Below are 26,414 nucleotides of genomic sequence, written 5' to 3'. Positions count from 1 at the left end.
CAGGTATAACACTGCGCTATGAAGCCCTCCAACGTCATACAGGAACGCGTTTACGAATTTCTGAATAACTACCCGCCCTTCAACCTGATTGACCCGGAGAAACTGCGGGCTTTGGCCAGGCAGGTGCGGGTGCTATACCTGGAGCCGGAACAGGTTTTGTTTGCGCAGGGCGATACGGCACATAATTTCTTTTACATCGTAAGGCAGGGCTCCGTCAGGTTGGAACAAAGCACCGAGAATGGCAGTCCGAAACTCCTTGATGTCTGTGATGAGGGCGATGTGTTTGGGGTGAGAGCGCTGATTGCCAAAATGAATTATTCCTCCACCGCTACCGCATCGGAAGAGTCGCTGGTATACGCTATACCTATCGCTGAGTTCGAACCTGTGCTGACAGAAAATCCGCGGGTGGCGCTGTACTTTGCAGCGGGTTTTGCAGCGGGGCAGCCGGTACGAAACCCAACCTTACGCGATGCGCAGCGGGCTCGGGTGGGGCTAAGCACCATTGCCCCTTCATCTATACCTTTGCATCTGGAGGATGTCCTCAAAATTGATACGACCAAAAACCTGATTGCCTGCGCTCCAGATACTTCTATCCGGTTGGCTGCTCAGATGATGAGCGATAAAGATTCCAGCTTTATGATGGTGGTGGATGGTGAGCAGCGACCGCTGGGTATTCTGACCGACACGGATTTGCGCCGTCAGGTAGTGGCCGGGCACGTTACAATTGATGCTCCGGTAGAAATGATCATGTCGGCACCCGTCATTACTACTGTTCCCAATCCACCGATGGCCGATGCGCTGATCAACATGATCCGGCACAAAGTAAAACACCTCTGCGTGACCACCGACGGCACCGTGAATTCCAGCGCTATGGGCGTACTCACTGAACATGATTTGTTGCTGGCGCAGGGCAATAACCCGGCTGTGCTGATCTCCGAAATCCGCCAGACCCGCGACATTGCTTCGCTGCCAGGTATACGCGACCGTGCCGAGGAGCTTTTACTCAAGTACCTGGAGCAGGAGGTGAGCATTTCGTTTATTGCCAACATCATCACCGAGATAAACGACGCCATTATTGTGCGGGCGTTGCAGCATGCTGAAAAGGAATTGGGCGAGCCGCCGGTGCACTACTGTTGGCTGTCGTTAGGCAGCGAGGGGCGCGAAGAGCAGCTTCTCCGCACCGATCAGGACAATGCTTTGGTGTTCGAAGATAAGAATGCCGCATTGGAAAAAGAACATCAGGCCTACTTCCTGAAATTGGGGGCTATCGTACGCGATATTGTGGTGCAGTGCGGTTTTGAGAAGTGCCCTGCTGATATGATGGCTAGTAATCCGAAGTGGTGCCAGCCGCTCCATACCTGGAAACAGTACTTCTACAACTGGATACACGAACCGACAGAGGAGGCGCTCATGCATACCTCCATTTTTTACGATTACCGCCCCGTGTACGGCGATTTTAGTCTAAGCCGGCAGCTCACAGACTACATCTACAACAACATTCAGCAGGAGCGGATTTTTCTTCCTTTCCTGGCTAAACACGCGCTGCAGAGTCCGCCGCCGCTGAGCTTTTTCCGCAATTTTATTGTAGAGCGGGGAGGGGGGCAAAAAGACAAGTTCGACATCAAGCTGCGCGCTATGACGCCGCTCGTGGATGCTGCCCGGGTACTTACCCTGGACAACCGCATAGCCGGCGAGAATAACACGCTCAAACGCTTCGAGAAATTGGCCGAGCTGGAGCCGCAGAATGCCGGGCTATACCTTGAAGCGGCCATGGCCTACGAAATTATGATGCGCTTCCGGGCGCTAAACGGCCTCCGGAACAAAAATTCAGGGCGCTACCTTAATCCTAACCAACTCAACAAACTCGAGCGACAGACGCTACGCAGCACTTTTAAGCCGATCAGCGACATACAGGAGCTCCTGCAGGTGCGCTTCCAACTTAACTACCTCGGCTGATGGAGTGGCTGAAAGCGCTTTTACACCAACTGAAACCCATCGATCAGAACGCCCCGGCTTTCTGGCTCAGGTATAGCGATGCGCTAAAAGAGCAGCTCCCGGGCAGTACCCCACTTTCCAAGGTAGAGTTTGTAGTATTTGATACCGAAACTACAGGCCTGGACCAGCGCACCGACAAAGTGCTTTCCATCGGTGCCATAAAAGTGCATGGCTTGCAGGTGCTCGTGTCGGATACTTTCGAATGCCTGGTGCAGCAGGAGGGAGCGCCGTCCACCAAAAGTGCCGAAGTGCATGGGTTGTTAACAAAGCAGCTGGAACAAGGTATAGCCGAGCGGGAAGCAGTAGAGGGTTTCGTCGATTTTATTGGAAACGCGATAATGGTCGGGCAGCATGTGGCCTTCGATGTGGCTATGGTCAACCAGATGCTGAAGCGGCAAGGTATAAAAGACAAGCTCCGCAACCGCTCCGTCGACACGGCGCACCTGGCTATCCGGCTGGAGCGTCGCCATGGCGATAGCCATACCTTGAAAACGGGAGAATATAGTTTAGACGCCCTCTGCGAAAGGTATAACCTGCCCACCGACGACCGCCACACCGCCTCCGGGGATGCCTTTGCTACGGCTCTCCTATTGCTCAAGCTGCTCTCGCTGGCCAAAAAGCGGGGGATTGAGACGGTGGGGGAGTTGATGAGGTAAACACAATTAATAACAGCATTAAAAAGCCAACTCAATATGGAGAGCAGTTACAAATCTTACTTAGACATATTCTTTAATCGGATATTAGATCTACGGTATTCAGCGTCGAGAATCAACATGGTTATTAAAAGGGATGCTGAACTAATTACTGATAAAGACATAAAGTTTATTTCGGGCTCTGCACTTATAATTAGTGATTGGACAGAGCCTACAGACAATGGTTGGGAGATCAATTTCCACACTGGAGTTACAAGGACGACCCTAAAGGAAAATTATGGTGTTGAAATAAATAGAATCATTTCAAGTGAGTGTTGTTTAGCTTATGCTCAGGCTTTCGAAGCACTAGAAAAATATTTAAAGGATTGTGCCTACTACAAATTGAAGAATGATATTTCCTTTATGGAGATGATTAAGTGTGAAGAAAGTATAGCAAGAGAAATGATGCCAGGCGGAGATCAGCTTTTCAAATGGATTACAAAAGCTTGTGGAACAAGTTTCCAAGAATCTTCACGAAAGAATAATAAGAATATTAAGTTTAAGCAGTTTTGGTCTGTGCTTTCAGAGGTTCGGCATGCTATTACTCACTCTAGTTCGAATGTCAAGATATCAAAGATTAAGAAGAGTAGTTATCATTTTGCGGTTTTTGAGCATCTTTTCAGCTATACCGTTATCGACGATAAAACTTATCATGTTGAGTTAGATTATAAAAGATTAGAAAGGGTAATAAAGTACGTCGCGGAGTTTGGATACCAAATTTATAAGTGTTTCAGTTTAAATAAAGTACTAGAATCAGATAATCTCGCCGTTACATGAGTTCCCAGCCAAAACCTGTTGCTGACGTACATGCTTAGATGGTCAGTCATTTGTTAAGTATGAAAACACTCCTCTTAAGCCTGTTTCTGAGTCTCACTCTTGTGTCCGGAGCCAGCGCCCAGGAAACGATTCCGCTAAAAGACTACTTCCGGGAATTGAAACAGGTAGAAGTGACCATACAGGGGCAAAGGTATAATTTCCTGTTTGACACCGGCGGAGGCGAAACCTTTATTTCGCCCGAGGTGGCCAGGAAACTGGGTCGTGGGGTATATGGCCGTGGCATTGCCTACCGTATGAGAGGGGAGCAGTTCAGCTATCAGAAAATGGACTCTGTTGCATTACAGGTAGACAACGTCTCTTTTCCTGCTGCGACGGTGGGTGTTTGGGACGTCATGAGCATTTTGCCGAAGGAGCTTCCTAAGGTAGACGGGGTGCTCTCACTCAAAACCTTTCGGGACAAAGTGCTCACCATTGACTTAGCCGCCAATCAGCTGACTCTGCAGACTCCAGCCTCACTCAAAAGGCAGCGCAGCAAATTCACGCTGCTAAAGAGCCGCTTTGCCAGCGGGCTGGACGGAAACGAGCTCACTGTTTTTCTGGAAATCCCGCGCAGCAAGCACTCTTACTGGTTCCTGTTCGACACCGGCAACATCAGCGAACTGCTCCTCTCGCACCACACGGCCGCCGAATGGGGGCTTCAGAACGACACCACCTCCCAGCGCATTGCACTCAACCCCATTGCTCTACAGCTAGGTAATCGTAAATTGGTGAGCCAGGCGGCAGCCGAAAACATACTCTATGACGGGGTGCTCAACTTCAGTCTGATCAGTCAGGCCAGGTTCACGATCGACTTTACAACCAGAGAGGTATGGATGCACTAGTACCGCTACTTTCTATACCTATTGTGTATATTGCCTAATCGCAGCATCGGCCTCATCATTTATACAAACCATTAAATAACCCTGAACTTATGAAAAAACACCTTCTCGTCTTTGTCCTTGGCGCTTTACTCATGGCAGGCTGCAACAGTACGCCCGATACCGAGGAAACAACCGTAACCAAACCCGAAGCCGACACGGCACCCGCCGACACAGCCGGTGCGGAAATAGATAATACCCGGGTTGAGATTGAAGAAGCTGCTGCCGAAGTAGACTCTTTGTTGAACGAAATTTAAAGGATAGCCTAGCATGAAAAAGCAGATCATCAGAACCATCGGACTGGGCATGGCGCTCGGCCTGACAGTAGCCGTAACTCAATCGGCCGTGGCGCAGCAAGGCAAAGGCAACGCCAACAGGCAAGCTACGGAGTCCGGCGAAGAGCAGGAGGTCCGGGAGAAAAACCAGAACGCCAAAGGCAACAAGGTTCACCAGAAAAACAGCAAGCTTGAGGAAAAGCAGGAGAGAGTCCAGCGCGACCGTGCGCAGACCCAGGGAAAGAAAGGCCATCAACAACACGATGAGGCAGAAAATGGCAACGCTTACGGCCAGGACAAAGGCGACATGAGCGGACGTGAGTTCGGGCAGAACAGAGCGGCTGACGCCCGCATGACGGGAGAAGAAAGAAAGGCCCGCCTGGAGACGACAGTTGACGAAGGAGACAGCAAGGTAAAAGAAGCAAAAGACCGGATTGCAAAGGCAAAAAACGACCTGGAAAAAAACAGAAAATCCGGGAAAATAACTGATACTGAGCTGGATGAAAGAAGAGCTGCCATCGAGCGGGCCGAAAATGCAGTACGCGTGCTCGAGGAGTGGGTGAAAGCCGGTAGAGCCAGATTGCAGCAATAATATAAACACGGCTATACCTGTTCGGCCTGCAACAACTGCGCGTTTCAAGCCCGGCTGTTGCAGGCTTTTATGTGAGCAAGGCTGATTGTTTACAAATTAAATTTTCCTATACCTTATCTTTGCTTAGAATCATCGTTCAAACAAGCCAAACATATGTCCAGAAAAGCTTTTAATGCCGAGGGAGCGGTAGCCGTAGGCCCATATTCCCATGCAGTGGAATCAGGAGAGTTGGTTTTCCTGTCCGGCCAAACGCCCATCGACTCCGGTACCGGAAAGCTGGTGCAGGGTGACATCGCTGCGCAAACAGAGCAGTGCTTCCAAAACCTGTTTCAGGTGCTGGCCTCAACGGGTTTAACGCCCGACGATGTGGTAAAAGTAAATGTCTTCCTGACCGACATGGCCAATTTTGAGGCGATGAACAAGGTATACGCGACTAAATTTGCCTCGCCATACCCGGCCCGCACCACCATCGGGGTAGCCTCGCTGCCTTTGGGCGCGCAGGTAGAGATAGAGATGATTGCCAGAAGGAAATAGCATAATGATTGACGAAAAACACAACCCCTGGACCACCCTGTCCAGCAAAGAGATATATCAGAATCCCTGGATAAAAGTGCGCGAAGACCAGGTGCTCAACCCCAATGGCGGCGAGGGCATCTACGGTGTAGTGAGCATGAAGAACAAAGCCATCGGTATTATACCTGTCGACGACGAGGGCTATACCTACCTGGTGGGGCAGTACCGCTACCCCCTCAACGAGTACAGCTGGGAAATACCGATGGGCGGCGGCCTGATCGAAAACGACATCCTGGCCTCGGCCAAGCGCGAACTGCAGGAAGAAACCGGTTTTACGGCCGAAAAATGGACCAACATTGGCCGTCTCCATACCTCCAATTCCGTAACCGACGAAGAGGGTTTCGTTTTCCTGGCACAGGAACTAAAGCCCGGCGAAACCGCTTTTGAAGAAACGGAGGTGATTCACATTCGGCGCGTGGCCTTTGAGGAGGCCGTACGCATGGTCATGGACAACGAAATTACTGATGCCATCAGCGTGGCAGGTATACTCAAAGCGGCTATTTTGCTGGAGCAGGAAAAGTAAGCGGGCAAAGCCTGTTTGCCGAAGCGCCTCTGATTGATAACTGGTGGATTATTCTTACATTTGAAGGCATGAAAGCGCTTAAATACCTGTCCCATCGCCTCTATACAACCTGGTGTGTTACCTGGTTTGTGATGCCGTTCGTGGTCACGTATCCGTTTCAGGCCATACTAATCCGTAAGCAGCGCTGGCACCCGCACGTGCACGGCATCAACCGTTTCTGGTCCTCGTCGGCCCTGCGCATGTTCCTGGCGCCGCTGCAGGTGGAGTGGCGCATGCGCTTCGACCGCAAAAAGCAGTATATTTTCACGCCCAACCACAGCTCATACCTCGATATTCCGCTGATGCTGCACGCCATCCCGGGTTTTATTAACTTTGTCGGGAAGAGCTCGCTCACCAAAGTACCGCTCTGGGGCAAGGTATACGAAAAGCTATACATTGCCGTAGACCGCAAAAGCGCCATCAGCAGTGCCAAGAGTTACATCCAGTCGGTGCGTTCGCTGGAACAGGGCCGCAACCTGGTGATTTTCCCGGAGGGTACCATACCGCCCACAGCCGGAGAGGAACTGCTGGCTTTTAAAGACGGACCGTTCAGGTTAGCCATCGAGAAGCAGTTGCCGGTGGTACCGGTTACCATGCCCTATAACCACAAGTTTCTGCCCGATCTGGATGGCAAGCTGAAAGTGCGCTGGCATCCGCTCAAGATCATCATGCACGAGCCGATAGAGACCCAGGGCATGACGCTGCAGGATCTGCCAGCCCTGAAAGAACAAGTATTTAATATCATTCAAGAAGAACTTAAGAAACACAATCCGATAGATGTCAACCGATATACAAACCATTAGAAAGATCGCGCACCTGGCCAGGCTGGAGTTTAACGAGGAGAAAGAGCAGGAGATGCTGCAGGACCTGAACAAGATCCTGAACTGGGTGGACCAGCTCCGCGAACTCGATACTGAAAACGTGGAGCCCCTCATTCACATGTCAGAGGAGGTGAACGTGATGCGCGAAGACCTGGCGCAGAACACCGTATCGCACGACGAAGCGCTGAAAAACGCCCCGAGAAAAGACTCCGATTATTTCAGAGTACCGAAAGTGCTCGAATAGTCTGTCGGTTTGTCTATGAACAAAATCAAGTTTTGGAACAGTTGGGATGCGGACACCAGGTATCCCTTTCTGTTTTTGCTGATCGTGGCCGCGCTGGCGCTCATGCTTGGGGTATACCATTACTTCACCGGTGAGAGCAATTTCCTGGCCTGGGATAAGTTGCCTGAACTTCAGGTAGTGCAGGTGCCTGTGCACGAGTTTTCGCGCCTGCTGGAGTCCTTCACCCTGTATGCCGACGGCTACCTGCTCACAGAGCAGTATGATGTGGCGGTGCCTGTCCTCAATAAACTCGCTGCAGTAGGCCTGATGCTGTTGCTGGCCCTTTGCCTGGCCTTCTATGCCGCAGCGATCACCACCATGAAGCGCATTCCTTACTTTGCGGGTATGCTGCTGCTTATGATGCTGCTGGCCTCTTTCAACCTGGATCTGCTCGGCGTGATTGGCAACAGTACCGGTCAGACGACGCTGCTCGTGTCGATCGTGCTTTTTGCCCTGGCCACTTATGCTTTTCAGGCATTTTACCAACAGGTTTCCTTCAGTGTGCGGATCATGGTGATGATCGCCCTGATCAGTTTGCTGGGGGCTTTCATTTACACGGAGTCCGACTTTACGCCACTGCTCACCACCCTGCACCTGGCCAATTACAGTTCGCTGGCGCTCATCGTGGCTTCACTGCTTTTTATGATCTGGGTGGGCTACGAAAACATCAACGCTTTGCTCTGGATCAACACGCAGGCCGCTAAGCCGGAGCGTCGCTTCAGCGTATGGCAGTTTGTGCTGGTGAGCGTGTTATACCTGGTGAACCTGGTGCTGCTATACCTGCGCCACGTCGGCTACCTAAAAGGCGACTTTTTTTACATCAATGCTTTCGTTATCCTGCTTTTCTCGGCGATAGCCGGCTTTTGGGGCATGCGCCAGCGCGAGTCCCTATATGGTAGGCTTTTCCCTTTTAAGCCTACCGGTGCCATCATCTACCTGGTGTTTGCCACCATCACTTTCCTGAGCATTGGTTACGCCTATGCCACCGCCAACGATTCCGCTATTTCCGTCTTCCATAACCTGATCGTGTACACGCACCTGGCCTTCGGAGCCTTCTTTTTCCTGTATGTGATGGTGAACTTCGGGGGATTGATCAAGCAGCGGCTGGCTGTGTATAAGGTAGTATACCAACCCAAGCGACTGCCGGTATATACCATTTACACGATGGGAGCCATTCTACTGACCATCCTGGTGATGCGCACGCAGTTCAGGGTCTATTTCAATGCATACGCCGGCTACTACAGCTACCTCGGCGACCTGTACAAGGGTTCTGAAAACGATATACTGGCGGAGCGTTTCTACAGAGAGAGCGATCTGTTTGATAACCACAACACGAAAGCGAGCTTTAGCCTGTCGGCCATGTATCGTGCGCAGAACGAGCGCAACAAAGAGATTCTAACGCTGCAGGAGGCACTGGAGCGAAGTCCGAACCCGAAGCTCTACATCCGTTTGGCTAACCTGTATGACCGCAAGCAGTACTTTTTCGAAAAGCTTTATGTGCTGCAGCAGGGAGCGGAGGTCTTTCCAAAAAACGGGGAGATCTACAATAACCTGGCGCTGCTATACGCACAGACCAGCGTGCACGACAGCGTAGCCTACTACTTTGACCTGGCACAGCGGCACGCAGAAAATCAGGACCTAGTTCGCAGCAACCGGATGGCCTACTATACTCGCCAGGCCATGCCAGAGGAGGCCAAGGAACTGCTAACCGAAATCCGCTCCACCAAATATAAACCGCTGCGCAGCAACATGGCGGCCCTTAATCAGTTACTGGGGCGTACTTCCGATATTAAGGAAGATGATTTTGTGCCGGACTCGCTGGAGCAGGTGGAGGACCTCACCCTATTCTACAACAAAACCATTTCCAGTGTAAACAAAGGCGATACCTCGCTGTTGAAACCGATCAACCGCTACCTGGCCTCGCAGGCAAACAGGCTCTTTATGGAGGACCTGCTATACCTGAAAGGGCTGGTGCACCATTACGACGGCAGGCCGAAAGAGGCGCGTAGCGTGGTGGAAAACCTAGCACTCGCTGCTGGCGAACGCAGCGGCTATTATTATAATGCTTTAGGGCACTGGATGATGGAGGAGGAAAATTACGGTGCAGCCGCCCATTATTTCAAAGAGGCCAAGGACAGGGGCTTTACGCAGGCTTTCCTGTCGCATGGCTACGCGTTGGCTCTCAACCATCAGTCTGATGGGGCGGTGGTAGCGCTCGGCGATGTCGCCTTTACAGAGCTGGAGTCGGCGGTTGCGGTGGCGCAGTCGCTGGAGGGGGTGCTGGAACAGGCGCCGTCCGCCATCATCACAAAAGCCCCGGACCGCGACAAGGTGCAGTATCTGATTGCCTACCTGCCTGATCTGCTCCCAGCGGATGTAGAGCGCATCGTGAAGAGTGTGCAGGAAAAAGACTTGCGTCGCGAGGCATTGGTGGCTAAAGTAGATTACTATATGGGAAGAAGGCAGTGGAAGCTGGCCAACGAAGCCATAAAAGAGGCCGCCGCTGAACTGCAGCCGGAAGGAGAGCTCCGCTCCAGGCTCAACCTGCAGCAGATGCGCCTGTGGCTCAATACCAAGAACCAGGAGGTGCTGGTCAAGCGGATGGATAACCTATACCTGACGCCGAAGGACAAGCGGCACAAACTGTACTTCCGGGCCAAAATAGCCGAAATAAAAGGCCGTGACCGTGAAGCCGCCGAAAGGTATAGCCAGGCTCTGAAGATGTTGCTGTTCGATGAAAATGTAGTAGAGAATGCCACCGCTTTCTTTGCCAGGTATAGCCCGGGCGAGATGCAGGCCTACGACATCCTGCTGGACGGCATCACCTATAATCCGTACTCTGTCAGCCTGCATAAAGCCTATGCGCTGGAGAGCCTGAATAGGGGGCTTGTCAATTACGCGGACGAGGCGCTTGTTTCGCTGCGCAGCTTGCTTCCTGCTTCGGAATATAGTACTTTTAAAGAGAAATTTGATAAACAGCGCCGAGCGAAAGAGGCAGAGGCGGACCAATGGCAACTCTAAAATAGGTTCTATGAGCACCATCATCGAGACACACGATATTTCGAAGGTATACCGCATGGGTAGCGAAACCATTCATGCACTCAAGTCTGTGTCCATCCGGATCGAGCGGGGAGAGTATGTGGCATTTATGGGGCCTTCCGGTTCCGGAAAGTCAACGCTCATGAATATCATCGGCTGTCTGGATACCCCCACAGGAGGCCAGTACGTCCTGAACGGCAACGATGTGAGCAACATGACGGACAATGAACTGGCGGAGGTGCGCAACAAGGAGATCGGCTTCGTGTTCCAGACCTTTAACCTGCTACCGCGCCAGAGCTCTCTCGAAAACGTGGCCCTGCCGCTGATCTATGCCGGGTATAACAAATCGACGCGTGAAGAAAAAGCGCAGAAAGCGCTCGAGAGTGTAGGCCTCGGTAACCGTGGTAAGCACAAGCCGAACGAACTGTCAGGCGGTCAGCGCCAGCGTGTGGCCATTGCCCGTGCATTGATCAACAACCCCAGCATCATCCTGGCCGACGAACCGACCGGTAACCTCGACACCAAGACCTCTTACGAGATCATGGAGCTGTTCGAGAACCTGCACGCCAAAGGTAATACTATCATCATGGTAACGCACGAAGAGGACATCGCCAAATACGCCCACCGCATTGTGCGCCTCCGCGACGGATTAGTAGAAACAGACGAGATGAACCAGGACGTCACTTCGCATGCGAACATGAACGCAGCGCAATAACCCATGAAAATATATACCAAGACAGGCGACAAGGGCACTACTTCTCTGATAGGAGGTACCCGTGTAGCTAAGTCGCACTTACGCATAGAAGCCTACGGCACCGTAGACGAACTTAACTCTTACATCGGGCTGATACGTGACCAGGAAGTGAACAAGAGCCGGGCTGAGATTCTGAAAGAGATACAGGACCGCCTCTTCACCATCGGCTCCACGCTGGCCACCGACCCCGACAAGAACACCAAAATGGTGACGCCGGACCTCCATCCCGAGGATGTTACCCTGCTGGAGCAGGAAATTGACAAGATGACAGCCGAAGTGCCTCCATTGCGCTCGTTTGTGCTTCCGGGCGGTCATCAGTCGGTTTCATTCGGGCATCTGGCCCGCTGCGTTTGCCGCCGCGCAGAGCGCCTGGCCATCCGCCTCCAGGAAGAATCACCAGTGGATGATCTGGTGATCGTGTACCTCAACCGCCTGTCGGATTATCTGTTCGCTCTTTGCCGGAAAATGACGTATGAGTTACAGGCTGAGGAAATCGCCTGGAAGCCGCGCGTCTGATTGCATTGTCCAACTAATAATTCCCTTTATTTATGTCAGTTGATACCCTAACTATACCTACACAGACGGTTGCGCAGAGCCGTATCGCTGAGGTAGACTTTAACAATATTGAGTTCGGGAAAATATTTGCCGACCACATGCTAGTAGCCGATTACAAAGACGGCGCATGGCAAACCCCCGAAATTAAGCCCTACGGCAACATGTCGCTAAGCCCGGCCACCTCCGCCCTCCACTACGGACAGGCCATTTTCGAAGGGATGAAAGCCTACAGGAATGCTGATGGTGATATCCAGCTGTTCAGACCGCTCGATAACTTCAAGCGTCTGAACATTTCCGGAGACCGGATGTGTATACCTGAGCTGCCTGAGGATATCTTCATGCAGGGATTAGAACAACTACTTCGACTGGATGCTGCCTGGGTTCCGCCAACACCGGGTTGCGCCTTGTACATTCGCCCCTTCATCTTCGCTACCGACGATTTTATCGGGGTGCGTCCATCCTCCACTTACCGCTTCATGGTGTTCAGCTGCCCGGTGGGGGCCTATTATGGCCAGCCGCTGCGTGTCGCCATTGAGCCAAACTATGTGCGCTCAGCCGAAGGCGGAGCCGGTTTTGCTAAGGCTGCCGGTAACTACGGTGCTGCGCTATACCCTGCCCGCAAGATGCAGGAACGCGGCTATCACCAGCTCATCTGGACCGACGCCCGTGAGCACAAGTATATTGAGGAGTCGGGCACCATGAACGTAATGTTTGTGATCGATGGCAAACTGGTGACTCCTGCCGTAAGTACCACTATCCTGTCAGGTATCACCCGCGACAGCGTGCTGCAGGTAGCCCGCGACAAAGGTATACCTGTAGAAGAACGCAAAGTGGCCGTGAGCGAGATAGTGGAAGCGCACAAAGCCGGCAAACTGCAAGAGGCATTCGGTACGGGAACAGCCGCTACTATCGCCCAGATTGCCACTATCCATTTCAATGGAGAAGACATGGACCTGCCGGCACCGGAAGGACGTGAGATTTCTAACAGCATCGCAGCGGAGCTGGATCGCATCAAAACCGGTCAGGCACCCGATGCGCATAACTGGATCTATAAGATCAGCTTATAGCGATAAAGTATAAGTGAATGCTGGATCGAAAGCATAAAGGCTTGCGATCCAGCATTTTAGCGTTTAATAAATAACAGAAAGCATGACTTCAGAACAAATGAAGGAATTAAAGGCGCGCGTTGCAGCCTTGAGGAGGTACCTTTGACTACGATGCCAAGAAAGAGCAGATAGCAGAGACCGAGAAGCAAACCCTGGCGCCTGACTTTTGGGATGATCCGAAGGGAGCAGAGAAAGTACTCAAAGAAGTAAAGCTGCTGAAGGTATGGACAGACCACTACGAAGAAGTAGAAAAGTCTTTGTCTGACCTGGAAGTGCTCTTTGATTTCCATAAGGAAGGTGATGTGTCGGAAGAAGACATAAAAGCCGAAGCGAAAAAGACTGAGCAGGCCATCGAAGGGCTGGAGTTCAAGCGCATGTTAAGTGGCGAAGAAGACCAGCTGAGCGCCATCCTGGAGATCAACCCGGGCGCGGGCGGCACCGAGAGCCAGGACTGGGCCGAAATGCTGATGCGCATGTACATCATGTGGGCTGAGTCGCACAATTTTGGCGTGAGACAGGTCAACTACAACCCCGGCGACGGTGCAGGTATAAAATCAGCCACCCTGGAGATTACTGGCGACTTTGCCTACGGTTACCTTAAGTCAGAGATCGGGGTGCACCGTCTAGTGCGTATCTCGCCTTTTGACTCGGGCGGCCGTCGCCATACCTCTTTTGCCTCTGTCTTTGCCTACCCGGTGGTGGACGACACCATCCACATCGAAGTGAACCCAAGCGATATTGAGTGGGATACTTTCCGATCGGGTGGAGCTGGTGGCCAGAACGTGAACAAAGTAGAGACAGCCGTGAGGTTGAAACACAAGCCAACCGGTATCGTGATCGAGTGCCAGATCGAGCGCTCGCAACTCATGAACAAGGAACACGCCCTGCGCATGCTTCGGTCACGTCTCTACCAGATCGAGATGGAGAAGCGCAATGAGGAGCGCGACCGCATTGAGAGCACAAAAAAGCGCATCGACTTCGGTTCGCAGATCCGCAACTACGTGCTGCACCCTTACAAACTCGTAAAGGACATCCGCACGGGTGTGGAGCGGTCGGATGTGCAGAATGTGCTGGACGGCGACCTGGATGAATACATCAAGGCTTTCCTGATGCAGGCTTAGGAGCTAAGGTATAGACAGTAAAAAAAGGCTTCCTGAAGAGGAAGCCTTTTTTGTACTATGAGGCATTAGTGCGCCTAACCAGTGACAACCACACGCACCTCCATGGCACGGTGTTCGGTGCCATCAGCCAGGGTTACCCTGAAAAAGAATCGTATCACATCATTTACCTGAAGATCTGACAATTCAGCATCCATTAGAGGGGCAGGGAGCGGATTGGTAGGAATGGTAAACGTGACCGTGCTGGCCGGTCCGACTGCCTGACTTGGCAAATTGGGCGCCGTGTTTCTGGTAATCACAGCATCAGGTGCTCTGGCAGCAAGGCCCGCCGGTGTGGTGGCTGTAGTAAAAGTCGGGCTGATGTTAGGAGTAGTGGCAGCGCCGTTGCGGAAACGCTGGGCGGTTGCCGCAACTGAAGTAATCTGCTTGCCCTCCGGTACCCTAATCTCTATCGATACACTGCCATTCGCTATCGCATCCTGATAAATGATGAAAGCGCCTTCGTCGAGTAGTGGCTGGCCATTGGGCCCAGCAGACTGTGGAAAAGTAATGGCAGCCTCAGGCACCGGATCAATATTGAGTAGGCCGTCAAACTCATCTTTTTCGCAGCTGATCAGTGTTAAGCACAGGATGACTAGAGTCGTGTACTTAACTGTTAAGTTATTGATTTTCATTTTTAAATCGCTTTAAAGTCAAATACACTATTCGCCCATCCACCAAACTGGTACCAGTAAGCCGGCAGGATAATCCTGCAGCGGTACGTTCTCTGCGTTACCCTGAATCTCTCCCAGTGCATAAGGCCAGCGGACAGGGATTCTGGTGACACCTACCTGAGGGTTCTGAGCAAGTTCAAGCTGTGGATATCCCGTGCGCCTGTAGTCGTTATAGGCCTCGTAAGCGTTTCCGACGGAAGAGGCCCATTTATCCCTGATCAGGATGTTGAGCTTGCCTTCTGTAGAACTAGCCGACTGAAAGGCCGCCACCCGCCTGTTGATATAAGCTGTCGCGTCCGCCTCGAAGTTGGCTGGTAAGCTGCCAGCACTCACAAAGGCTCTTATGTCGTCAAACTGAGCCTGGAGCGCCTGCCTGAAGTACTCAGCCGGATCACCGGGAGTGCCAAGCGTGAGGGAAGCCTCGGCAAGCCAGAAGTTAACCATGGTCAGGGTGATAAGGCGGATCGGGGCAGCGCCGCCATTCTCGATGGTGCCGTTCGCAAGCTGCGTGCCGTTACCGACTACATACACTCCCCAGCGGGACCTGTTAGGACTCGTAAAGGGTACCGATGTAAAGGCACCATTGTCATAAGTGACATAGTTTCCACCGGTTCGGGTGAAGAACACAGGCAGCCTTGGGTCGTTCAGGGCTGAGAGTGAGTCGTAGAAGCGCTGGCTCAGGATCATGTCGTTGATGCGCGTCTGGTGCTGATACATGTAGATCGGGTTGAACGAGCCGGATGAAGAAAAATATCTGATATTGAAATTCTCATCATTGGAAGAGATCAGGTTCCCTTCGTTTACCAGCTGTGTAATGGCGCTTGCAGAGTTCGGGTTCGTCTTGCGGCTTTGCAGGTATAGCTTTAGCTTGATTGAGTTGGCTGCCTTACGCCATCTATCGAGGTTGCCACCGTATACCTGATCCCCAACTGAGGCCGCAGTGACAGTGGTCTTGTCCAGGTCGGCAAGTCCCTCTTCCAGCAACTGCACTACCCCGGCGTATACCTGTTCCTGCGGATCGTAGACCGGTTTGGGAAATTCCTCGATGTTCAATGCCTGCGAAAAAGGTATATCACCCCACAGGTCTGTCGCCACCAGGTATACATAGGCCTGTTGGATACGGGCCATACCTGCGTAATGGAAGTTTCCCTCCTCACGCCCCTGTTGCACGATCTGCTCCAGGTCGTCCAGCAGAGTGGCGTAGATCGAGTTCCACTCATTGTTCTCAGGCGAAACATTATACCGGTCGTATGGGTCTGTTTGGGTACCCGTGCCGGCCATTTGCTGCATCCAGAGTGAAGTGATGATCTGAGCAGTGTTCCCTACAAAGAAGCCTGTGCCTATCTGTGCCCCTGGAAGCAGGCTTTGCACCGAAGCGTTCGGCAGGTTGTTCGGGCTTACGTTCACATCCAGGTAATCGTCGCAAGCGCCGGCGATCGCCATCATAAATGCCAACACCACCCCTTTTATTATCGTTATCTTTTTCATATGTTTTGGTGTCTAGATTTAGAATGTGAAACGGAGGTTTACACCATAGTTTCTAACAGTCGGAGGAGAGTTAAATTCAAAGCCCCTGGTGTTGCCGCCTAGCTGGTTTGATTCTGGGTCGGCATGTGGCAGGTTAGGTGCATAGAAGAAGAGGTTACGGCCGGAGACAGAAATGCTGGCAGCTCCAAACGGTGTGCGCTCCAGTATCTCGGCTGGCAGTTCATATCCCAGACTCACTTCCCGCACCCTGAATACCGATGCGTCAAACACCGCGAATTCGTTGGCTGCATTTAGAGCCACCCAATACTCCTGGGCAGATATCTGCGTGGTGTTCGGCCTGGAGGTACCGTCTGCATTCAGGACCACGCCCTCAAACATGTAGGGCCGCTCCCGGTCTGTCTGCTCTTCGAGCACCCCGCGCAGGCGGGCAATCTGCGTCTGGCGGGAGTAGAAGTCACCGCCGTGCACATACTGTAGCAGTACATTCAGGTTAAACCCTTTAAAGCTGAAGGTATTGCCCAGGCTACCCCACCAGTCCGCGTTCGGGTCTGCGATAATCTGCGGGTTCTGGTCCACCACCGGCACGCCCGTATTGGGGTTAATGATGAAGCGGCCCTGCTCATCGCGCAGGAAGGCGGATGACTGAATCACGCCGAAAGGCTGTCCCGGAATCAGCACCGGGCTAAGGCCAGTGAAGGCACCGGTTCCGGCACCCGTCAGCAGCGTAAACTGGTTAAGTCCGGGTGCCAGCGATACCACTTTTGACTGAATATCTGTGAAGTTCACGTTGACATCCCAGCGGAAGCCGCCCTCAAAAGTAAACGGTGTACCTGTAGCGCTAATCTCCCAGCCTTTGTTCTGGATCTCACCGGCGTTTTGGGTGAAGGTGGTAAAGCCCGTTGAGCCCGGCACATCCACGTTAAAGATCTGGTCGGTGGTTTTGTTGAAGAAGTAGTTCACATCAAGGGAAGCTCTTCCGTCAAACATACCTAATTCCACACCGGCTTCGTAGGAAGTGGTGAACTCAGGGTTCAGTTCCAGATTGCCCCGTCTGTTGCCGCGTGATACTGCTGCCACCGTACCATTGAATGGAAAACTGATCCCCGCCACGTTATTGCCGAAGCCTTGGTTTACAAACACCGTGTTGGTCAGGTAGATGCCGGCGTCGTTACCTACGCGGGCATAGCTACCTCTTAGCTTGCCATAGCTGAGAATGGGGTTGGCTATATCGAAGGCATCCGTGAATACGAAGCCCACGCTGGCGGCAGGGTAAAAGTAGCTGTTGTTGTCGAGAGCCAGTGTCGATGACCAGTCGTTGCGTCCCTGCAGTTCCAGGAACAGCCAGTTTCTGTACGATAAGCCGAGCTGTGAATAGACACCCACCAGCCGTCGCTGTGTCTCTGTGTTCGTCGGGAAGATGTTGGTATTGGTATGGTTGATCAGGTTGTAGAACTCCGGTGTGATCAGGTCTTCCGCTCTGATATTTCGATTGTCCGTTTTAATGGCGTTGATCTGGTTACCCACCAGGAATCGTAGATTGATATCCTCGTTCAGGTCTTTGGTGTAGACACCGAATATATCCTGGTTAAACTGACTATAGAAAATGTCATCATAGATTTGGGAGCCCCGTCGGTTGAGGGCCGTATTTCCGTTCGAGTTAATCGAACCGAAGGCAATTGCCTCCCGGCGTTTGTCCGAGTACTGGTCCAGACCAATGCGGTAAGTAAAAGTCAGGTCCTGAAAGAACTGGGGCTTCCAGTTGACAGTGGCACTGGTGATGGTTCTGTTTACCTCGCTTTCATAGAAGTTCTCGTTCACGCTCCATCGCGGGTTGTCGCGGGCAAGCTGTGTGAACAGGGTGGGGGCCTGCTGGCCGGGACCTATCTTGTACGGCACATTGTTGACGTCAAAACTTCTGGGTGTGAAAGGCAGCGTAAACCAGGGGCTTGTTCCAGAGTTACCCTGCAAAGAGCCCTCCTGCTCGGTATTAGCATAGATGATAGAGGCATCTAGCGAGATACCATACGATAACTCCGCTGTACCAGCAGCACGAAGCGAGAAGCGGTCAAGGCCGCTGTTCGGAATAATACCAGACTGGTTGGTGCTGTTGGCGCTGAAGATATACCTGGTATTAGCACCCGCGCCGGCTAGCTGCAGGCCATTGTCAAAGATGGTGCCTGTCTCGAAAAAATCTTCAACGTTGTCCGGGTATGCTCTGTACTCCAGTGTCTCCTGCGGGTTGCCGGCAACGTTAGGTACAGTGGTTATACCTGGCGTGCCAAACCTTGGACCCCAGCTATCGGTCACGTTCGGGCTGTAGCGGAAGTTAGTGCCCTGGCCATAGTCGTTCTGGTACTCTGGCAAGCCATACACGTTCTGCAGGTTGAACGAGGAGGTAACCGTCACCTCAAACTTCTTGTTGGCATCACCAGCCATCCCTTTCTTGGTGGTGATGATGATGGCACCGTTTGCCGCTCTGGATCCGTAGAGCGCCGCAGCGGCAGGCCCTTTCAGCACGGTCATCGATTCGATATCGTTCGGGTTGATGTCAAGGCCACGGTTTGAGTAGGCAGCACCACCCACTGTAGGGGCGGAGGTAAAGTTGGTCGAGTTATCAATCGGGATACCGTCAACCACAAACAGCGGCTGGTTGTTGCCGGTAGCAGATGAGATACCCCTGATAAATACCTGTGTACCCGCACCGGGCAGACCGCTCGAGGAGATGATCTCCACGCCAGCAACCTTGCCCTGCAGGGCGTTGACCACGTTTGGTTCGGAGCGCTGGGATAGCTGATCGCCTTCCACGTTCTGCACAGCATATCCCAGTGATCGCTCGGTTCGCTCTATACCTACAGCAGTTACCACCACTTCCTGCAGCTGCCGGGTGTCCACGCTTAAGGTTACATTGATGGTTGATTCGTTGCCGACTTCACGCGTGACGGTGGTGTAGCCAATAAAGCGGAAAGCAAGCGTGTTAGAGCCTGCCGGTACATTGATGGAGTATTCGCCGTTGGCTCCTGTAGCGGTACCGACGCTGGTGCCTTGCACCAGTACGGCAACGCCGGGCAGTCCCTGCCCTGTTTCCTGATCTGTTACGGTACCCGTAACTGCTCTAGTCTGGGCCATACCCGGCTGAAAAAGGGCTAGAATCAGAATAAAACTCACTAGTAGTAGTTTGTTCATGTTTCCAAAATGTTTTTGGCTTCATAAAGTGTGTTAAATCAGTTTGGAAAAGTGCCATGCGGTAGAGCACTTACTGGTGGGTTAGTTAGAAGAGCATTTTCGGGGCAGATGCTATTCAGTTAGATCAAAACTTAAGCACTAAATATGTTAATGTATCTATTCTTTAATGCTAAAGTTATATTGCTTAGTCATAACATTATACGTGTTAAATTTCATTTAGAGGTTGATTAATAGTATTTTAACTAAAAAAATATGTTATTATATAAAGTTATTGGTATTTGTATATTTATTAATTGTAAATGAGAATAGCTGTGATTGTTACAAATGGGTGGGACTCAATAATAGCGGAGAAGCTCTGGAAGGTAGAAGGAGCTATAGTGCTCATATTTTTCTCTTATAGGATAACATGCTGCACCCTTATGAGAAGGTATAGTCGGGTGAGATTTCTGGTCGCGCGCGTAGAGGGGTCGGATATATGGAATGTGTTTGACGCTGATCTAAAGTAATACAGCCAACCACACCTAATAAAGGTAAATTGTACTCTGATTTTTTAAATTAAGGTCTGCCTCTCAGGAGGGTTTTTTTAGTAGAGCAACCAGTGTGTGTTACAACATTGGCTTAGAGCAACTTATGAAATAGAAGAATTAATATATTATAATAGTTTTGGTATTATACTGATAAGGATTTAAAGCAATATATATTAAGTATTTTGATTTTCAATTGGTTATGATATTAAAGAGTCTTTTGAATTGTTTCTGAACTTGTAATAACACAAGATAAAGGTGTAAATACCTGAAAAATACGAAGATAGCTACGAAGAATTTTAATTTGTAGTTTTGTATATATTGGAAAAATATGCTTAGTTTGGAGCAATCAAATAGTGTAAAAAGTTTATTTAAATGCTAAATAGGCTTCTTTTATTCCTATTCACTTGCTGGCATGGATACTGTGATTCGGTTATAAGAAGGCCGTATAGAAGCTCTCTTTATACTTGCTGGCATTCCAACTGAGCTTATTGTAAATCTTATTTCTTAAACCTTAAATCTTAACTACTATTTATCTTTCAACTCAATTAACAAACCAATGAAAAAACTACTACTATTGAGTTTTGCGCTGGTGTTCGCCCTGCTTCAGCAGGCAGTGGCGCAGGGCAGAACTGTTACGGGTACTGTGACAGACCAGTCGACTGGCCAAGGCCTTCCTGGTGTGGCAGTGCTTGTAAAGGGCACTAGCTCCGGCACAGCGACCGGTGCAGATGGTACTTATTCTATTAGTGTGCCGGCAGACGGAAACACTCTTGTGTTCCGTTTCCTCGGTTACAAAACGGCTGAGCGTTCGATAGGAACTTCTGCTTCTATCAATGTGACGTTAGAGATCGACCAGAGACAACTTGATGAAGTTGTAGTGGTTGGTTACGGTACACAGCTTAAGAAGGACGTTACGAGTTCCATTGCGCAGGTGAAAGGTGAAGAGATTGCCAATCTGGCAACTCCAAGCTTTGACCAGCAATTGGCAGGTCGTGCGTCTGGTGTTGTTGTGCAGCAGCCATCAGGTATTCTGGGAGCTCCTCCTGTGATCCGTATCCGCGGTACGAACTCTATCTCTGGTAGCAACTCTCCGCTTGTTGTAATCGACGGTATTCCCGTGCTGACAGGCAACGTAGGTGCTTATGCCTCTTCTAATGCGCTTGCTGACATCAACCCGAACGATATCGAGTCATTCGAAATCCTGAAGGATGGTGCCGCTACAGCGATTTACGGCTCACGTGCCTCTAACGGTGTTATTTTGGTGACAACCAAAAAAGGAAAGCAGGGCCAAATGAAGGTGAACTATGATATGTACACTGGCTGGTCCAACCCTATCCAGGTACATGACCTTCTGAATGCTGAGCAGTTTGTTGAGATTGCCAACGAGAAGTATACCAATGCGGGCAACAAACCGCAGGCATTTATGGATGCTAACGGCACCAACACGGACTGGAACGACCTTGTTTACAGAACAGGTTTCCAACAGAGCCATACTATTTCTGCCTCTGCAGGCACAGAGAAAAGTAAGTACTACTTCTCTTTGGGTTACACAGATCAGGAAGGTATAGCTGTAGCGAACGATTTGAAACGCTATACCTTACGTGCCAACCTGGATCAGAAAATATCTGACCGACTCACATTTGGCTTGAATTCTGGTTTTTCTTATCAGCGAAACAATGGTGTGTCAACAGGTTCTAATAGCTTGAGTGGTAATACTTTTGCAGTGATCCGTATGTTGCCGAACGTAGGAGCATATGATCCAAATGACCCTACAGGGTATAACCTGGATGATAACAACCCGGCTGCTTTGGGAAGAGGAGCAAACCTTATCCACATCAATAACAATACGCCGAACATCCTTTTTAGCTTGGACAACAATATTCGTAGGTCTACGACTTACCGTGCTAGCGGTAACGCCTTCCTGGACTTCAAGATTTTGACTGGCCTTAACTTCAGAACTGCTTTAGGTGTTGACCTTTCGCTGCAGGATGACTATGGTTATATGGACCCACGCCATGGCGATGGTAGAGGCTTAAATGGCTACATTGACCAAATTTATTCTCCTTACACTACCTGGAACTGGCAGAACATTCTGTCTTATAACAAGTCATTCAATGATGTACACAACATTGATGTGACAGCCGTAGCAGAATACAACAAAACAAATACCTCTTTCTTCAACGCCTTCGGCTCAGGTATTTCTGATCGCCTTTTCAGAGAGAACCTTGTGACTGGAACAATGGCTAACCAGGAAATTGCTGGTGGTATCGGTGGAAGTGGTCTTTCTTCTTACCTTGGACGTGTGAACTATAACTACAAAGGAAAATACTATGTGGGTGGTTCACTTAGAGCAGACGGTCTTTCTAAGCTTTCTCCTGACAACCGTTGGGGTTACTTCCCAGGTGTTTCTGCCGCATGGCGTGTATCTGAAGAAGAATTCTTCAAAAACTCTAGCGCTCTGAGCGTTATCACTGACTTCAGAATAAGAGGTAGCTATGCAGAGGTAGGTAACTCTGGTATAGTAGGTGGTGACTATCCTTATCTTGGCTCTTTCGCTCCTCGCCCTTACGGTGGCCTGAGTGGTATAGCATTCAGCAACACTGGTAATGGTGACCTGAAGTGGGAAACACAAGAAATCATCGATTTCGGTGCTGACTTCGGTCTGTTCAACGGCCGCCTAAACATGGAAGTTGCTTACTGGCAGAAGAATAATAAGGACATGGTGCTAGGTGCTCCAACACCTCCTTCACTAGGTTTGCCAGGAAACCTGATCTACAGAAACATCGGTACAATGAAGAACGATGGTATCGAAGTGTCTTTGAGCGGTGCAGTACTTGAGAAATCCAACTTCTCTTGGAATGCCAACGTGAACTTCTCTACCCAGAATAACAAGATAACAGCTCTTGTAGATAACCAGGATCAGATATTTGACTATACCATCCACAGAGAAGGTGAGTCTTTCAACTCTCTCTTTGGTTACATCTATGAAGGTGTGAACGTTGCAAACGGTAACCCAATCTACAGAAAAGCTGATGGTAGCTTGGTTCAGGCAAGCCTTCAGATAGGACAATCTGGCTACAAGGTATACGACCCAGCTAACCCAACCGATATCTCAAAGGCCTCAACGCTGGGTACTGCTGACAAAGTTGTGTTAGGAAGCGCTCTGCCTAAGTGGTTCGGCGGTTTCGACAACAACTTCAAGTATGGCAACTTTGACATGAACGTGTTCTTCCGCTTCTCTGGTGGTAACAAGATCATGAACCGTACACGTCAGGACCTGTTGAACCAAACATTTGAGAACAACGGTACTGAGATCCTTGGAAGATGGCAGAGCCCGGATAAGCCAGGTGATGGCGTAACTCCGAAGCTATACCAAGGTAGAGGCACAGCCGCAAACAACGATGGTCAGACTTCCACCCGTTTTGTTGAGGATGGCGACTTCTTGAAACTGAGCAACGTAGCCATCGGTTACACACTGCCTTCATCTCTCTCTGGCAAAATTAATGTTCAGCGCCTGAGAATGTATGCACAGCTTCAGAATGCATTCACAATCACTGGTTACAAAGGTCTAGACCCAGAGGTATTTACTTCTACTGGTGTTGACTTTAATGGTAACCCGCAGCAGCGAGTTGTTTCTGTAGGCCTGAACCTAGGATTTTAATTAATATTAAATTATTGATACAATGGAAAATAAAAATTTTCTTAAAAATAGATTGAGGCTGGCATTAATGGCTCCTGCACTTGCGCTGGCAGTTATGATGACCTCCTGCGAAAAGGAAACAATAGAATTGCTTCCAAAAGACCGAATTACAGAAGAAAGCGCATTCCAAGACCCTGAGAGAATTCAGCTTGCTATGCTGGGTGTGTATGATGCTGCACAGACAGGTTTCTATCCAGGTGGCCAACGCGGGTATCCATTTGGAGCCGCATCCACTGCCCAGGGAGACATGCGAGGTGAGGATATGCTGAACGTTGCTGCTTTCTATGCCTTTACATATGAGGGTACCTTCAACGCAACCACCACACTTAACAATGTGGCTATGTGGGAATCATTATACGGCCTTATTAATAAAGCCAACATAATGATAGATGGCGTGAAGACGGCTGCTGAAGCAGGCGTAATCACACAGGAACAGGCGAATTCTTATGAAGGAGAGTCAAGATTCCTGCGTGCACTGGCACACCACGAACTGCTGGTGAACTTTGCAAGACCTTATAACGAGACAGGAGATGCTTCTCATTTAGGTGTGCCTTACCGCAGAATGGCTATCAACGACCCGGCAAGTGTGGACGAAGCCAAAGCTCAGGGAAGAAACACCGTGAAAGAAAGCTATGCCATGCTGTTAGAAGATCTTGACTTCGCTGAGCAGAACATAACTGTTTCACAACTCACCAGAGCCTCAAAAGGTGCGGCTATTGCTCTTAAGACAAGGGTGAAACTGCACATGAGAGACTGGAATGGTGTAAAAACAGAAGCAGAAAAGATTGTTTCAGGCTCCGGTCCATTCACTAGCCCAATCGGCGGTTTTGCGCTGACGGCGGCACCGGAAGGTCCATTTGCGGGTAACAAAGGAAACACTGAATCCATATTCTCTATCCTGAACTCCACAGATGACAACCCAGGTACAAACGCTGCTTTGCCTGTAATGTACTCTGGAGCAAATCGTGGACTAGTTGCCATTAGCCCTGTTATCTGGAACAAGCCTTTCTGGCCTGTAGAAGACCTAAGAAGAACTACGCTGGCTGGTGACTTCTATGATGGCGAGAAGTATACAACTAAGTATAGGGACTTATCTGGCTGGTCCGATAACACGCCTATTATCCGGTATGCAGAAGTACTCTTGAATCTGTCAGAAGCAATTGCGCGGACAGAAGGAGTTACTGACAAGGCTCTGGCACTTTTGAATAGCGTAAGAGGCAGAGCAACGTCTGAGACGTACGTGACAGGTGGTGCATCCGCTGCTTATCTGAATATCAGCAACGCCAATGATCTGCTTCAGGCCATTATGAATGAGCGCAGAATTGAGTTCTTGGCGGAAGGTCTACGCTGGAAGGATATTCACAGAACTGCGAAGGAGGGTGAGTTCGGTGTAACAGGTGTACCTGCTAAAGTAGCTTACGGCGCTGTAACTACAGAAGACTGGAAAGCAGCTAGCAATGAACTAAGACCTGATTTGTTCAAGAGCATCCCTGCTATACCTTATGCGGACGACCGCTTCTTGTGGCCAATACCAACCTCTGAGACTACTACTAACCCTGTGTTAGCTGATCAGCAGAACCCTGGATACTAAGCCTACCGGCTAGTCTAAATTTAAAAAGCCCTGTCAGCGTAAGTTGACAGGGCTTTTTATTTTAATTTTGCACCACAATTATCTCTATACACCATGGCTCTTCTTCCTAACTACAGTGGCTATACCTTTGAGGCAGGTATAGACGAGGCTGGCCGCGGCTGCCTGGCGGGCCCTGTGGTGGCCGCGGCTGTTATACTGCCGCCAGACTATAGTCACACCCTGCTGAACGACTCAAAGCAACTGAGCCACAAGCAGCGGCTGCAGCTACGTGTGGATATAGTGCGTGATGCGATCGCTTGGGCCATTGGAGAGGCTAGTCCCATTGAAATTGACCAGATCAACATCCTGCAGGCAACTTACCTGGCGATGCATCGGGCTATACAGGGGCTGGGGCTGGAACCAGAGTACCTTGTGGTGGACGGGAACAGATTTAAGGTATACGAAGGCCTGCGCCATACCTGTATTGTAAAGGGGGATGGGAAATACCTGTCTATTGCGGCGGCCTCGATACTGGCCAAAACGCACCGCGACGAGCTGATGTGTGCGCTTGCAAAAGAACACAGCGCGTATGGCTGGGAGCGAAACGCGGGATACCCCACCAAAGAGCACCGCAATGGCATTGCGCAGTTTGGAACTACGCAACATCACCGTCTGTCTTTCAGGTTGCTGTCAGAAGAGCAATTGCTGTTGTTCCCCGATAAAGAGCTTTAAGGCTTATTTAAGCTTTATAAGGTCCAGGAACAGGGTGAAGTTGTCGAGGGAGGACTGGCTGGTCTCGAAATTGTCGAAGCTCATCGGCTTGACGATGTAGCCTGCCACATTCAGCTTTTGGGCAGCCATACGATCCGTCTCTTCGTTTGAGGTAGTCATAATGAAAACCGGGATGTGACTGAACTCCGGCTCATGGCGCAGCTCGGCCAGGAATTCCAGCCCGTTCATGCGTGGCATGTTGATATCGAGCAAGATGACACTAGGGGCAGGGGATATTTTGGGCACACCAGTCCCGCGCAGCATATCTAGCGCCTCACGGCCATTGCGGGCTACATGGGTCGGGTGTGTAATGCCTATTTTCTTAAGTTCGCGTTCTACATTCATAATATCCAGGTAGTCATCTTCTACTAAAAGGATATTAACGTCTTTATTTATCATAGCA

At 50.5% G+C, this 26,414-nt stretch carries 22 protein-coding genes; 18 read left to right on the top strand and 4 right to left on the bottom strand.

The features are described from left to right. Window positions 1–18 precede the first annotated feature (18 nt). From L1278_RS01205 to prfB, 15 genes are all read left to right on the top strand, one after another. The gene (locus L1278_RS01205; protein ID WP_253400683.1) at window positions 19–1,956 is read left to right on the top strand and encodes a DUF294 nucleotidyltransferase-like domain-containing protein; all 1,938 of its coding nucleotides are present in this window, start codon (window positions 19–21) and stop codon (window positions 1,954–1,956) included. Continuing rightward, window positions 1,956–2,651: a PolC-type DNA polymerase III gene (locus tag L1278_RS01200; RefSeq protein ID WP_253400682.1), complete on the top strand. Its 696-nt coding sequence runs from the start codon at window positions 1,956–1,958 to the stop codon at window positions 2,649–2,651. The genes L1278_RS01205 and L1278_RS01200 overlap by 1 nt, the downstream gene beginning before the upstream one ends. A 117-nt stretch (window positions 2,652–2,768) precedes the next feature. Beyond that, window positions 2,769–3,464, top strand: a complete 696-nt coding sequence (locus L1278_RS01195) for a hypothetical protein (protein WP_253400681.1) — start codon at window positions 2,769–2,771, stop codon at window positions 3,462–3,464. A gap of 59 nt (window positions 3,465–3,523) precedes the next feature. Further along, the gene (locus tag L1278_RS01190; protein ID WP_253400680.1) at window positions 3,524–4,345 is read left to right on the top strand and encodes a retropepsin-like aspartic protease; all 822 of its coding nucleotides are present in this window, start codon (window positions 3,524–3,526) and stop codon (window positions 4,343–4,345) included. An 89-nt stretch (window positions 4,346–4,434) separates the two neighbouring features. Continuing rightward, entirely contained in the window at window positions 4,435–4,638 is a 204-nt protein-coding gene (locus L1278_RS01185; RefSeq protein ID WP_253400679.1) for a hypothetical protein, read from the top strand. A gap of 13 nt (window positions 4,639–4,651) precedes the next feature. Then, window positions 4,652–5,248 carry an Atg14 domain-containing protein gene (locus L1278_RS01180; RefSeq protein ID WP_253400678.1) on the top strand — a complete coding sequence of 199 codons (597 nt, stop codon included), beginning with the start codon at window positions 4,652–4,654 and terminating at the stop codon, window positions 5,246–5,248. A gap of 153 nt (window positions 5,249–5,401) precedes the next feature. Next, window positions 5,402–5,782 (top strand): RidA family protein, encoded by a 381-nt coding sequence (locus L1278_RS01175; RefSeq protein WP_253400677.1) that lies wholly within the window; start codon window positions 5,402–5,404, stop codon window positions 5,780–5,782. 4 nt (window positions 5,783–5,786) lie between these two features. After that, the gene (locus tag L1278_RS01170) at window positions 5,787–6,344 is read left to right on the top strand and encodes an NUDIX hydrolase (protein WP_253400676.1); all 558 of its coding nucleotides are present in this window, start codon (window positions 5,787–5,789) and stop codon (window positions 6,342–6,344) included. 68 nt (window positions 6,345–6,412) lie between these two features. Then, on the top strand, window positions 6,413–7,186 hold the full coding sequence (locus L1278_RS01165) for a 1-acyl-sn-glycerol-3-phosphate acyltransferase (RefSeq protein WP_253400675.1): 774 nt from the start codon (window positions 6,413–6,415) through the stop codon (window positions 7,184–7,186). Then, window positions 7,161–7,448 carry an Asp-tRNA(Asn)/Glu-tRNA(Gln) amidotransferase subunit GatC gene (gene gatC, locus L1278_RS01160; protein ID WP_188501840.1) on the top strand — a complete coding sequence of 96 codons (288 nt, stop codon included), beginning with the start codon at window positions 7,161–7,163 and terminating at the stop codon, window positions 7,446–7,448. The genes L1278_RS01165 and gatC overlap by 26 nt, the downstream gene beginning before the upstream one ends. Before the next feature lie 15 nt (window positions 7,449–7,463). Continuing rightward, entirely contained in the window at window positions 7,464–10,508 is a 3,045-nt protein-coding gene (locus L1278_RS01155) for a hypothetical protein (protein ID WP_253400674.1), read from the top strand. Between the two features lie 10 nt (window positions 10,509–10,518). Then, entirely contained in the window at window positions 10,519–11,241 is a 723-nt protein-coding gene (locus tag L1278_RS01150) for an ABC transporter ATP-binding protein (RefSeq protein WP_256488333.1), read from the top strand. Window positions 11,242–11,244: 3 nt separating this feature from the next. Further along, a complete protein-coding gene (locus L1278_RS01145) occupies window positions 11,245–11,796 on the top strand; it encodes a cob(I)yrinic acid a,c-diamide adenosyltransferase (RefSeq protein ID WP_253400673.1) in 552 nt (183 codons plus the stop codon). Between the two features lie 32 nt (window positions 11,797–11,828). Further along, complete coding sequence (locus L1278_RS01140; protein WP_253400672.1) at window positions 11,829–12,902, top strand: branched-chain amino acid aminotransferase; 1,074 nt, start codon at window positions 11,829–11,831, stop codon at window positions 12,900–12,902. A gap of 82 nt (window positions 12,903–12,984) precedes the next feature. Next, a protein-coding gene (gene prfB, locus L1278_RS01135) for a peptide chain release factor 2 (RefSeq protein ID WP_253400671.1) occupies window positions 12,985–14,062 on the top strand; the annotation gives its coding sequence in 2 pieces (ribosomal slippage) (window positions 12,985–13,044 and window positions 13,046–14,062; 1,077 coding nt in all). A gap of 74 nt (window positions 14,063–14,136) precedes the next feature. On the opposite strand, the gene L1278_RS01130 is transcribed toward prfB, so the two are convergent. From L1278_RS01130 to L1278_RS01120, 3 genes are read right to left on the bottom strand one after another with little or no spacing between them, the layout of a single operon-like run. Continuing rightward, window positions 14,137–14,733, bottom strand: a complete 597-nt coding sequence (locus L1278_RS01130) for a hypothetical protein (RefSeq protein WP_253400670.1) — start codon at window positions 14,731–14,733, stop codon at window positions 14,137–14,139. Between the two features lie 27 nt (window positions 14,734–14,760). Further along, window positions 14,761–16,260 carry a SusD/RagB family nutrient-binding outer membrane lipoprotein gene (locus L1278_RS01125; protein WP_253400669.1) on the bottom strand — a complete coding sequence of 500 codons (1,500 nt, stop codon included), beginning with the start codon at window positions 16,258–16,260 and terminating at the stop codon, window positions 14,761–14,763. Between the two features lie 18 nt (window positions 16,261–16,278). After that, window positions 16,279–19,443, bottom strand: coding sequence for a SusC/RagA family TonB-linked outer membrane protein (locus tag L1278_RS01120; RefSeq protein ID WP_253400668.1), 3,165 nt, complete (start codon window positions 19,441–19,443; stop codon window positions 16,279–16,281). Window positions 19,444–20,526: 1,083 nt separating this feature from the next. Between L1278_RS01120 and L1278_RS01115 the strand changes: the two genes are divergently transcribed. The 3 genes from L1278_RS01115 to L1278_RS01105 all read left to right on the top strand — a co-directional run bounded on the left by L1278_RS01115 (window position 20,527) and on the right by L1278_RS01105 (window position 25,972). Next, on the top strand, window positions 20,527–23,631 hold the full coding sequence (locus L1278_RS01115) for a TonB-dependent receptor (RefSeq protein WP_253400667.1): 3,105 nt from the start codon (window positions 20,527–20,529) through the stop codon (window positions 23,629–23,631). Window positions 23,632–23,698: 67 nt separating this feature from the next. Continuing rightward, entirely contained in the window at window positions 23,699–25,261 is a 1,563-nt protein-coding gene (locus L1278_RS01110; protein WP_253400666.1) for a RagB/SusD family nutrient uptake outer membrane protein, read from the top strand. A gap of 93 nt (window positions 25,262–25,354) precedes the next feature. Next, on the top strand, window positions 25,355–25,972 hold the full coding sequence (locus tag L1278_RS01105) for a ribonuclease HII (RefSeq protein ID WP_253400665.1): 618 nt from the start codon (window positions 25,355–25,357) through the stop codon (window positions 25,970–25,972). Window positions 25,973–25,975: 3 nt separating this feature from the next. Here L1278_RS01105 and L1278_RS01100 read toward each other — a convergent pair whose 3' ends face one another. Then, complete coding sequence (locus L1278_RS01100) at window positions 25,976–26,410, bottom strand: response regulator (protein WP_253400664.1); 435 nt, start codon at window positions 26,408–26,410, stop codon at window positions 25,976–25,978. Window positions 26,411–26,414 lie beyond the last annotated feature (4 nt).

It is taken from the genome of Pontibacter sp. HSC-36F09, from assembly GCF_024171605.1.
In the GTDB taxonomy this organism is placed as follows: domain Bacteria; phylum Bacteroidota; class Bacteroidia; order Cytophagales; family Hymenobacteraceae; genus Pontibacter.
This window is presented reverse-complemented; position numbering and strand designations above follow the sequence as displayed.

Bases quoted from the DNA above. Each gene is read 5' to 3' on its own strand.
- L1278_RS01205 (WP_253400683.1), top strand. From the start codon at position 19: ATGAAGCCCTCCAACGTCATACAGGAACGCGTTTACGAATTTCTGAAT.
- L1278_RS01200 (WP_253400682.1), top strand. From the start codon at position 1,956: ATGGAGTGGCTGAAAGCGCTTTTACACCAACTGAAACCCATCGATCAG.
- L1278_RS01195 (WP_253400681.1), top strand. From the start codon at position 2,769: ATGGTTATTAAAAGGGATGCTGAACTAATTACTGATAAAGACATAAAG.
- L1278_RS01190 (WP_253400680.1), top strand. From the start codon at position 3,524: ATGAAAACACTCCTCTTAAGCCTGTTTCTGAGTCTCACTCTTGTGTCC.
- L1278_RS01185 (WP_253400679.1), top strand. From the start codon at position 4,435: ATGAAAAAACACCTTCTCGTCTTTGTCCTTGGCGCTTTACTCATGGCA.
- L1278_RS01180 (WP_253400678.1), top strand. From the start codon at position 4,652: ATGAAAAAGCAGATCATCAGAACCATCGGACTGGGCATGGCGCTCGGC.
- L1278_RS01175 (WP_253400677.1), top strand. From the start codon at position 5,402: ATGTCCAGAAAAGCTTTTAATGCCGAGGGAGCGGTAGCCGTAGGCCCA.
- L1278_RS01170 (WP_253400676.1), top strand. From the start codon at position 5,787: ATGATTGACGAAAAACACAACCCCTGGACCACCCTGTCCAGCAAAGAG.
- L1278_RS01165 (WP_253400675.1), top strand. From the start codon at position 6,413: ATGAAAGCGCTTAAATACCTGTCCCATCGCCTCTATACAACCTGGTGT.
- gatC (WP_188501840.1), top strand. From the start codon at position 7,161: ATGTCAACCGATATACAAACCATTAGAAAGATCGCGCACCTGGCCAGG.
- L1278_RS01155 (WP_253400674.1), top strand. From the start codon at position 7,464: ATGAACAAAATCAAGTTTTGGAACAGTTGGGATGCGGACACCAGGTAT.
- L1278_RS01150 (WP_256488333.1), top strand. From the start codon at position 10,519: ATGAGCACCATCATCGAGACACACGATATTTCGAAGGTATACCGCATG.
- L1278_RS01145 (WP_253400673.1), top strand. From the start codon at position 11,245: ATGAAAATATATACCAAGACAGGCGACAAGGGCACTACTTCTCTGATA.
- L1278_RS01140 (WP_253400672.1), top strand. From the start codon at position 11,829: ATGTCAGTTGATACCCTAACTATACCTACACAGACGGTTGCGCAGAGC.
- L1278_RS01130 (WP_253400670.1), bottom strand. From the start codon at position 14,733: ATGAAAATCAATAACTTAACAGTTAAGTACACGACTCTAGTCATCCTG.
- L1278_RS01125 (WP_253400669.1), bottom strand. From the start codon at position 16,260: ATGAAAAAGATAACGATAATAAAAGGGGTGGTGTTGGCATTTATGATG.
- L1278_RS01120 (WP_253400668.1), bottom strand. From the start codon at position 19,443: ATGAACAAACTACTACTAGTGAGTTTTATTCTGATTCTAGCCCTTTTT.
- L1278_RS01115 (WP_253400667.1), top strand. From the start codon at position 20,527: ATGAAAAAACTACTACTATTGAGTTTTGCGCTGGTGTTCGCCCTGCTT.
- L1278_RS01110 (WP_253400666.1), top strand. From the start codon at position 23,699: ATGGCTCCTGCACTTGCGCTGGCAGTTATGATGACCTCCTGCGAAAAG.
- L1278_RS01105 (WP_253400665.1), top strand. From the start codon at position 25,355: ATGGCTCTTCTTCCTAACTACAGTGGCTATACCTTTGAGGCAGGTATA.
- L1278_RS01100 (WP_253400664.1), bottom strand. From the start codon at position 26,410: ATGATAAATAAAGACGTTAATATCCTTTTAGTAGAAGATGACTACCTG.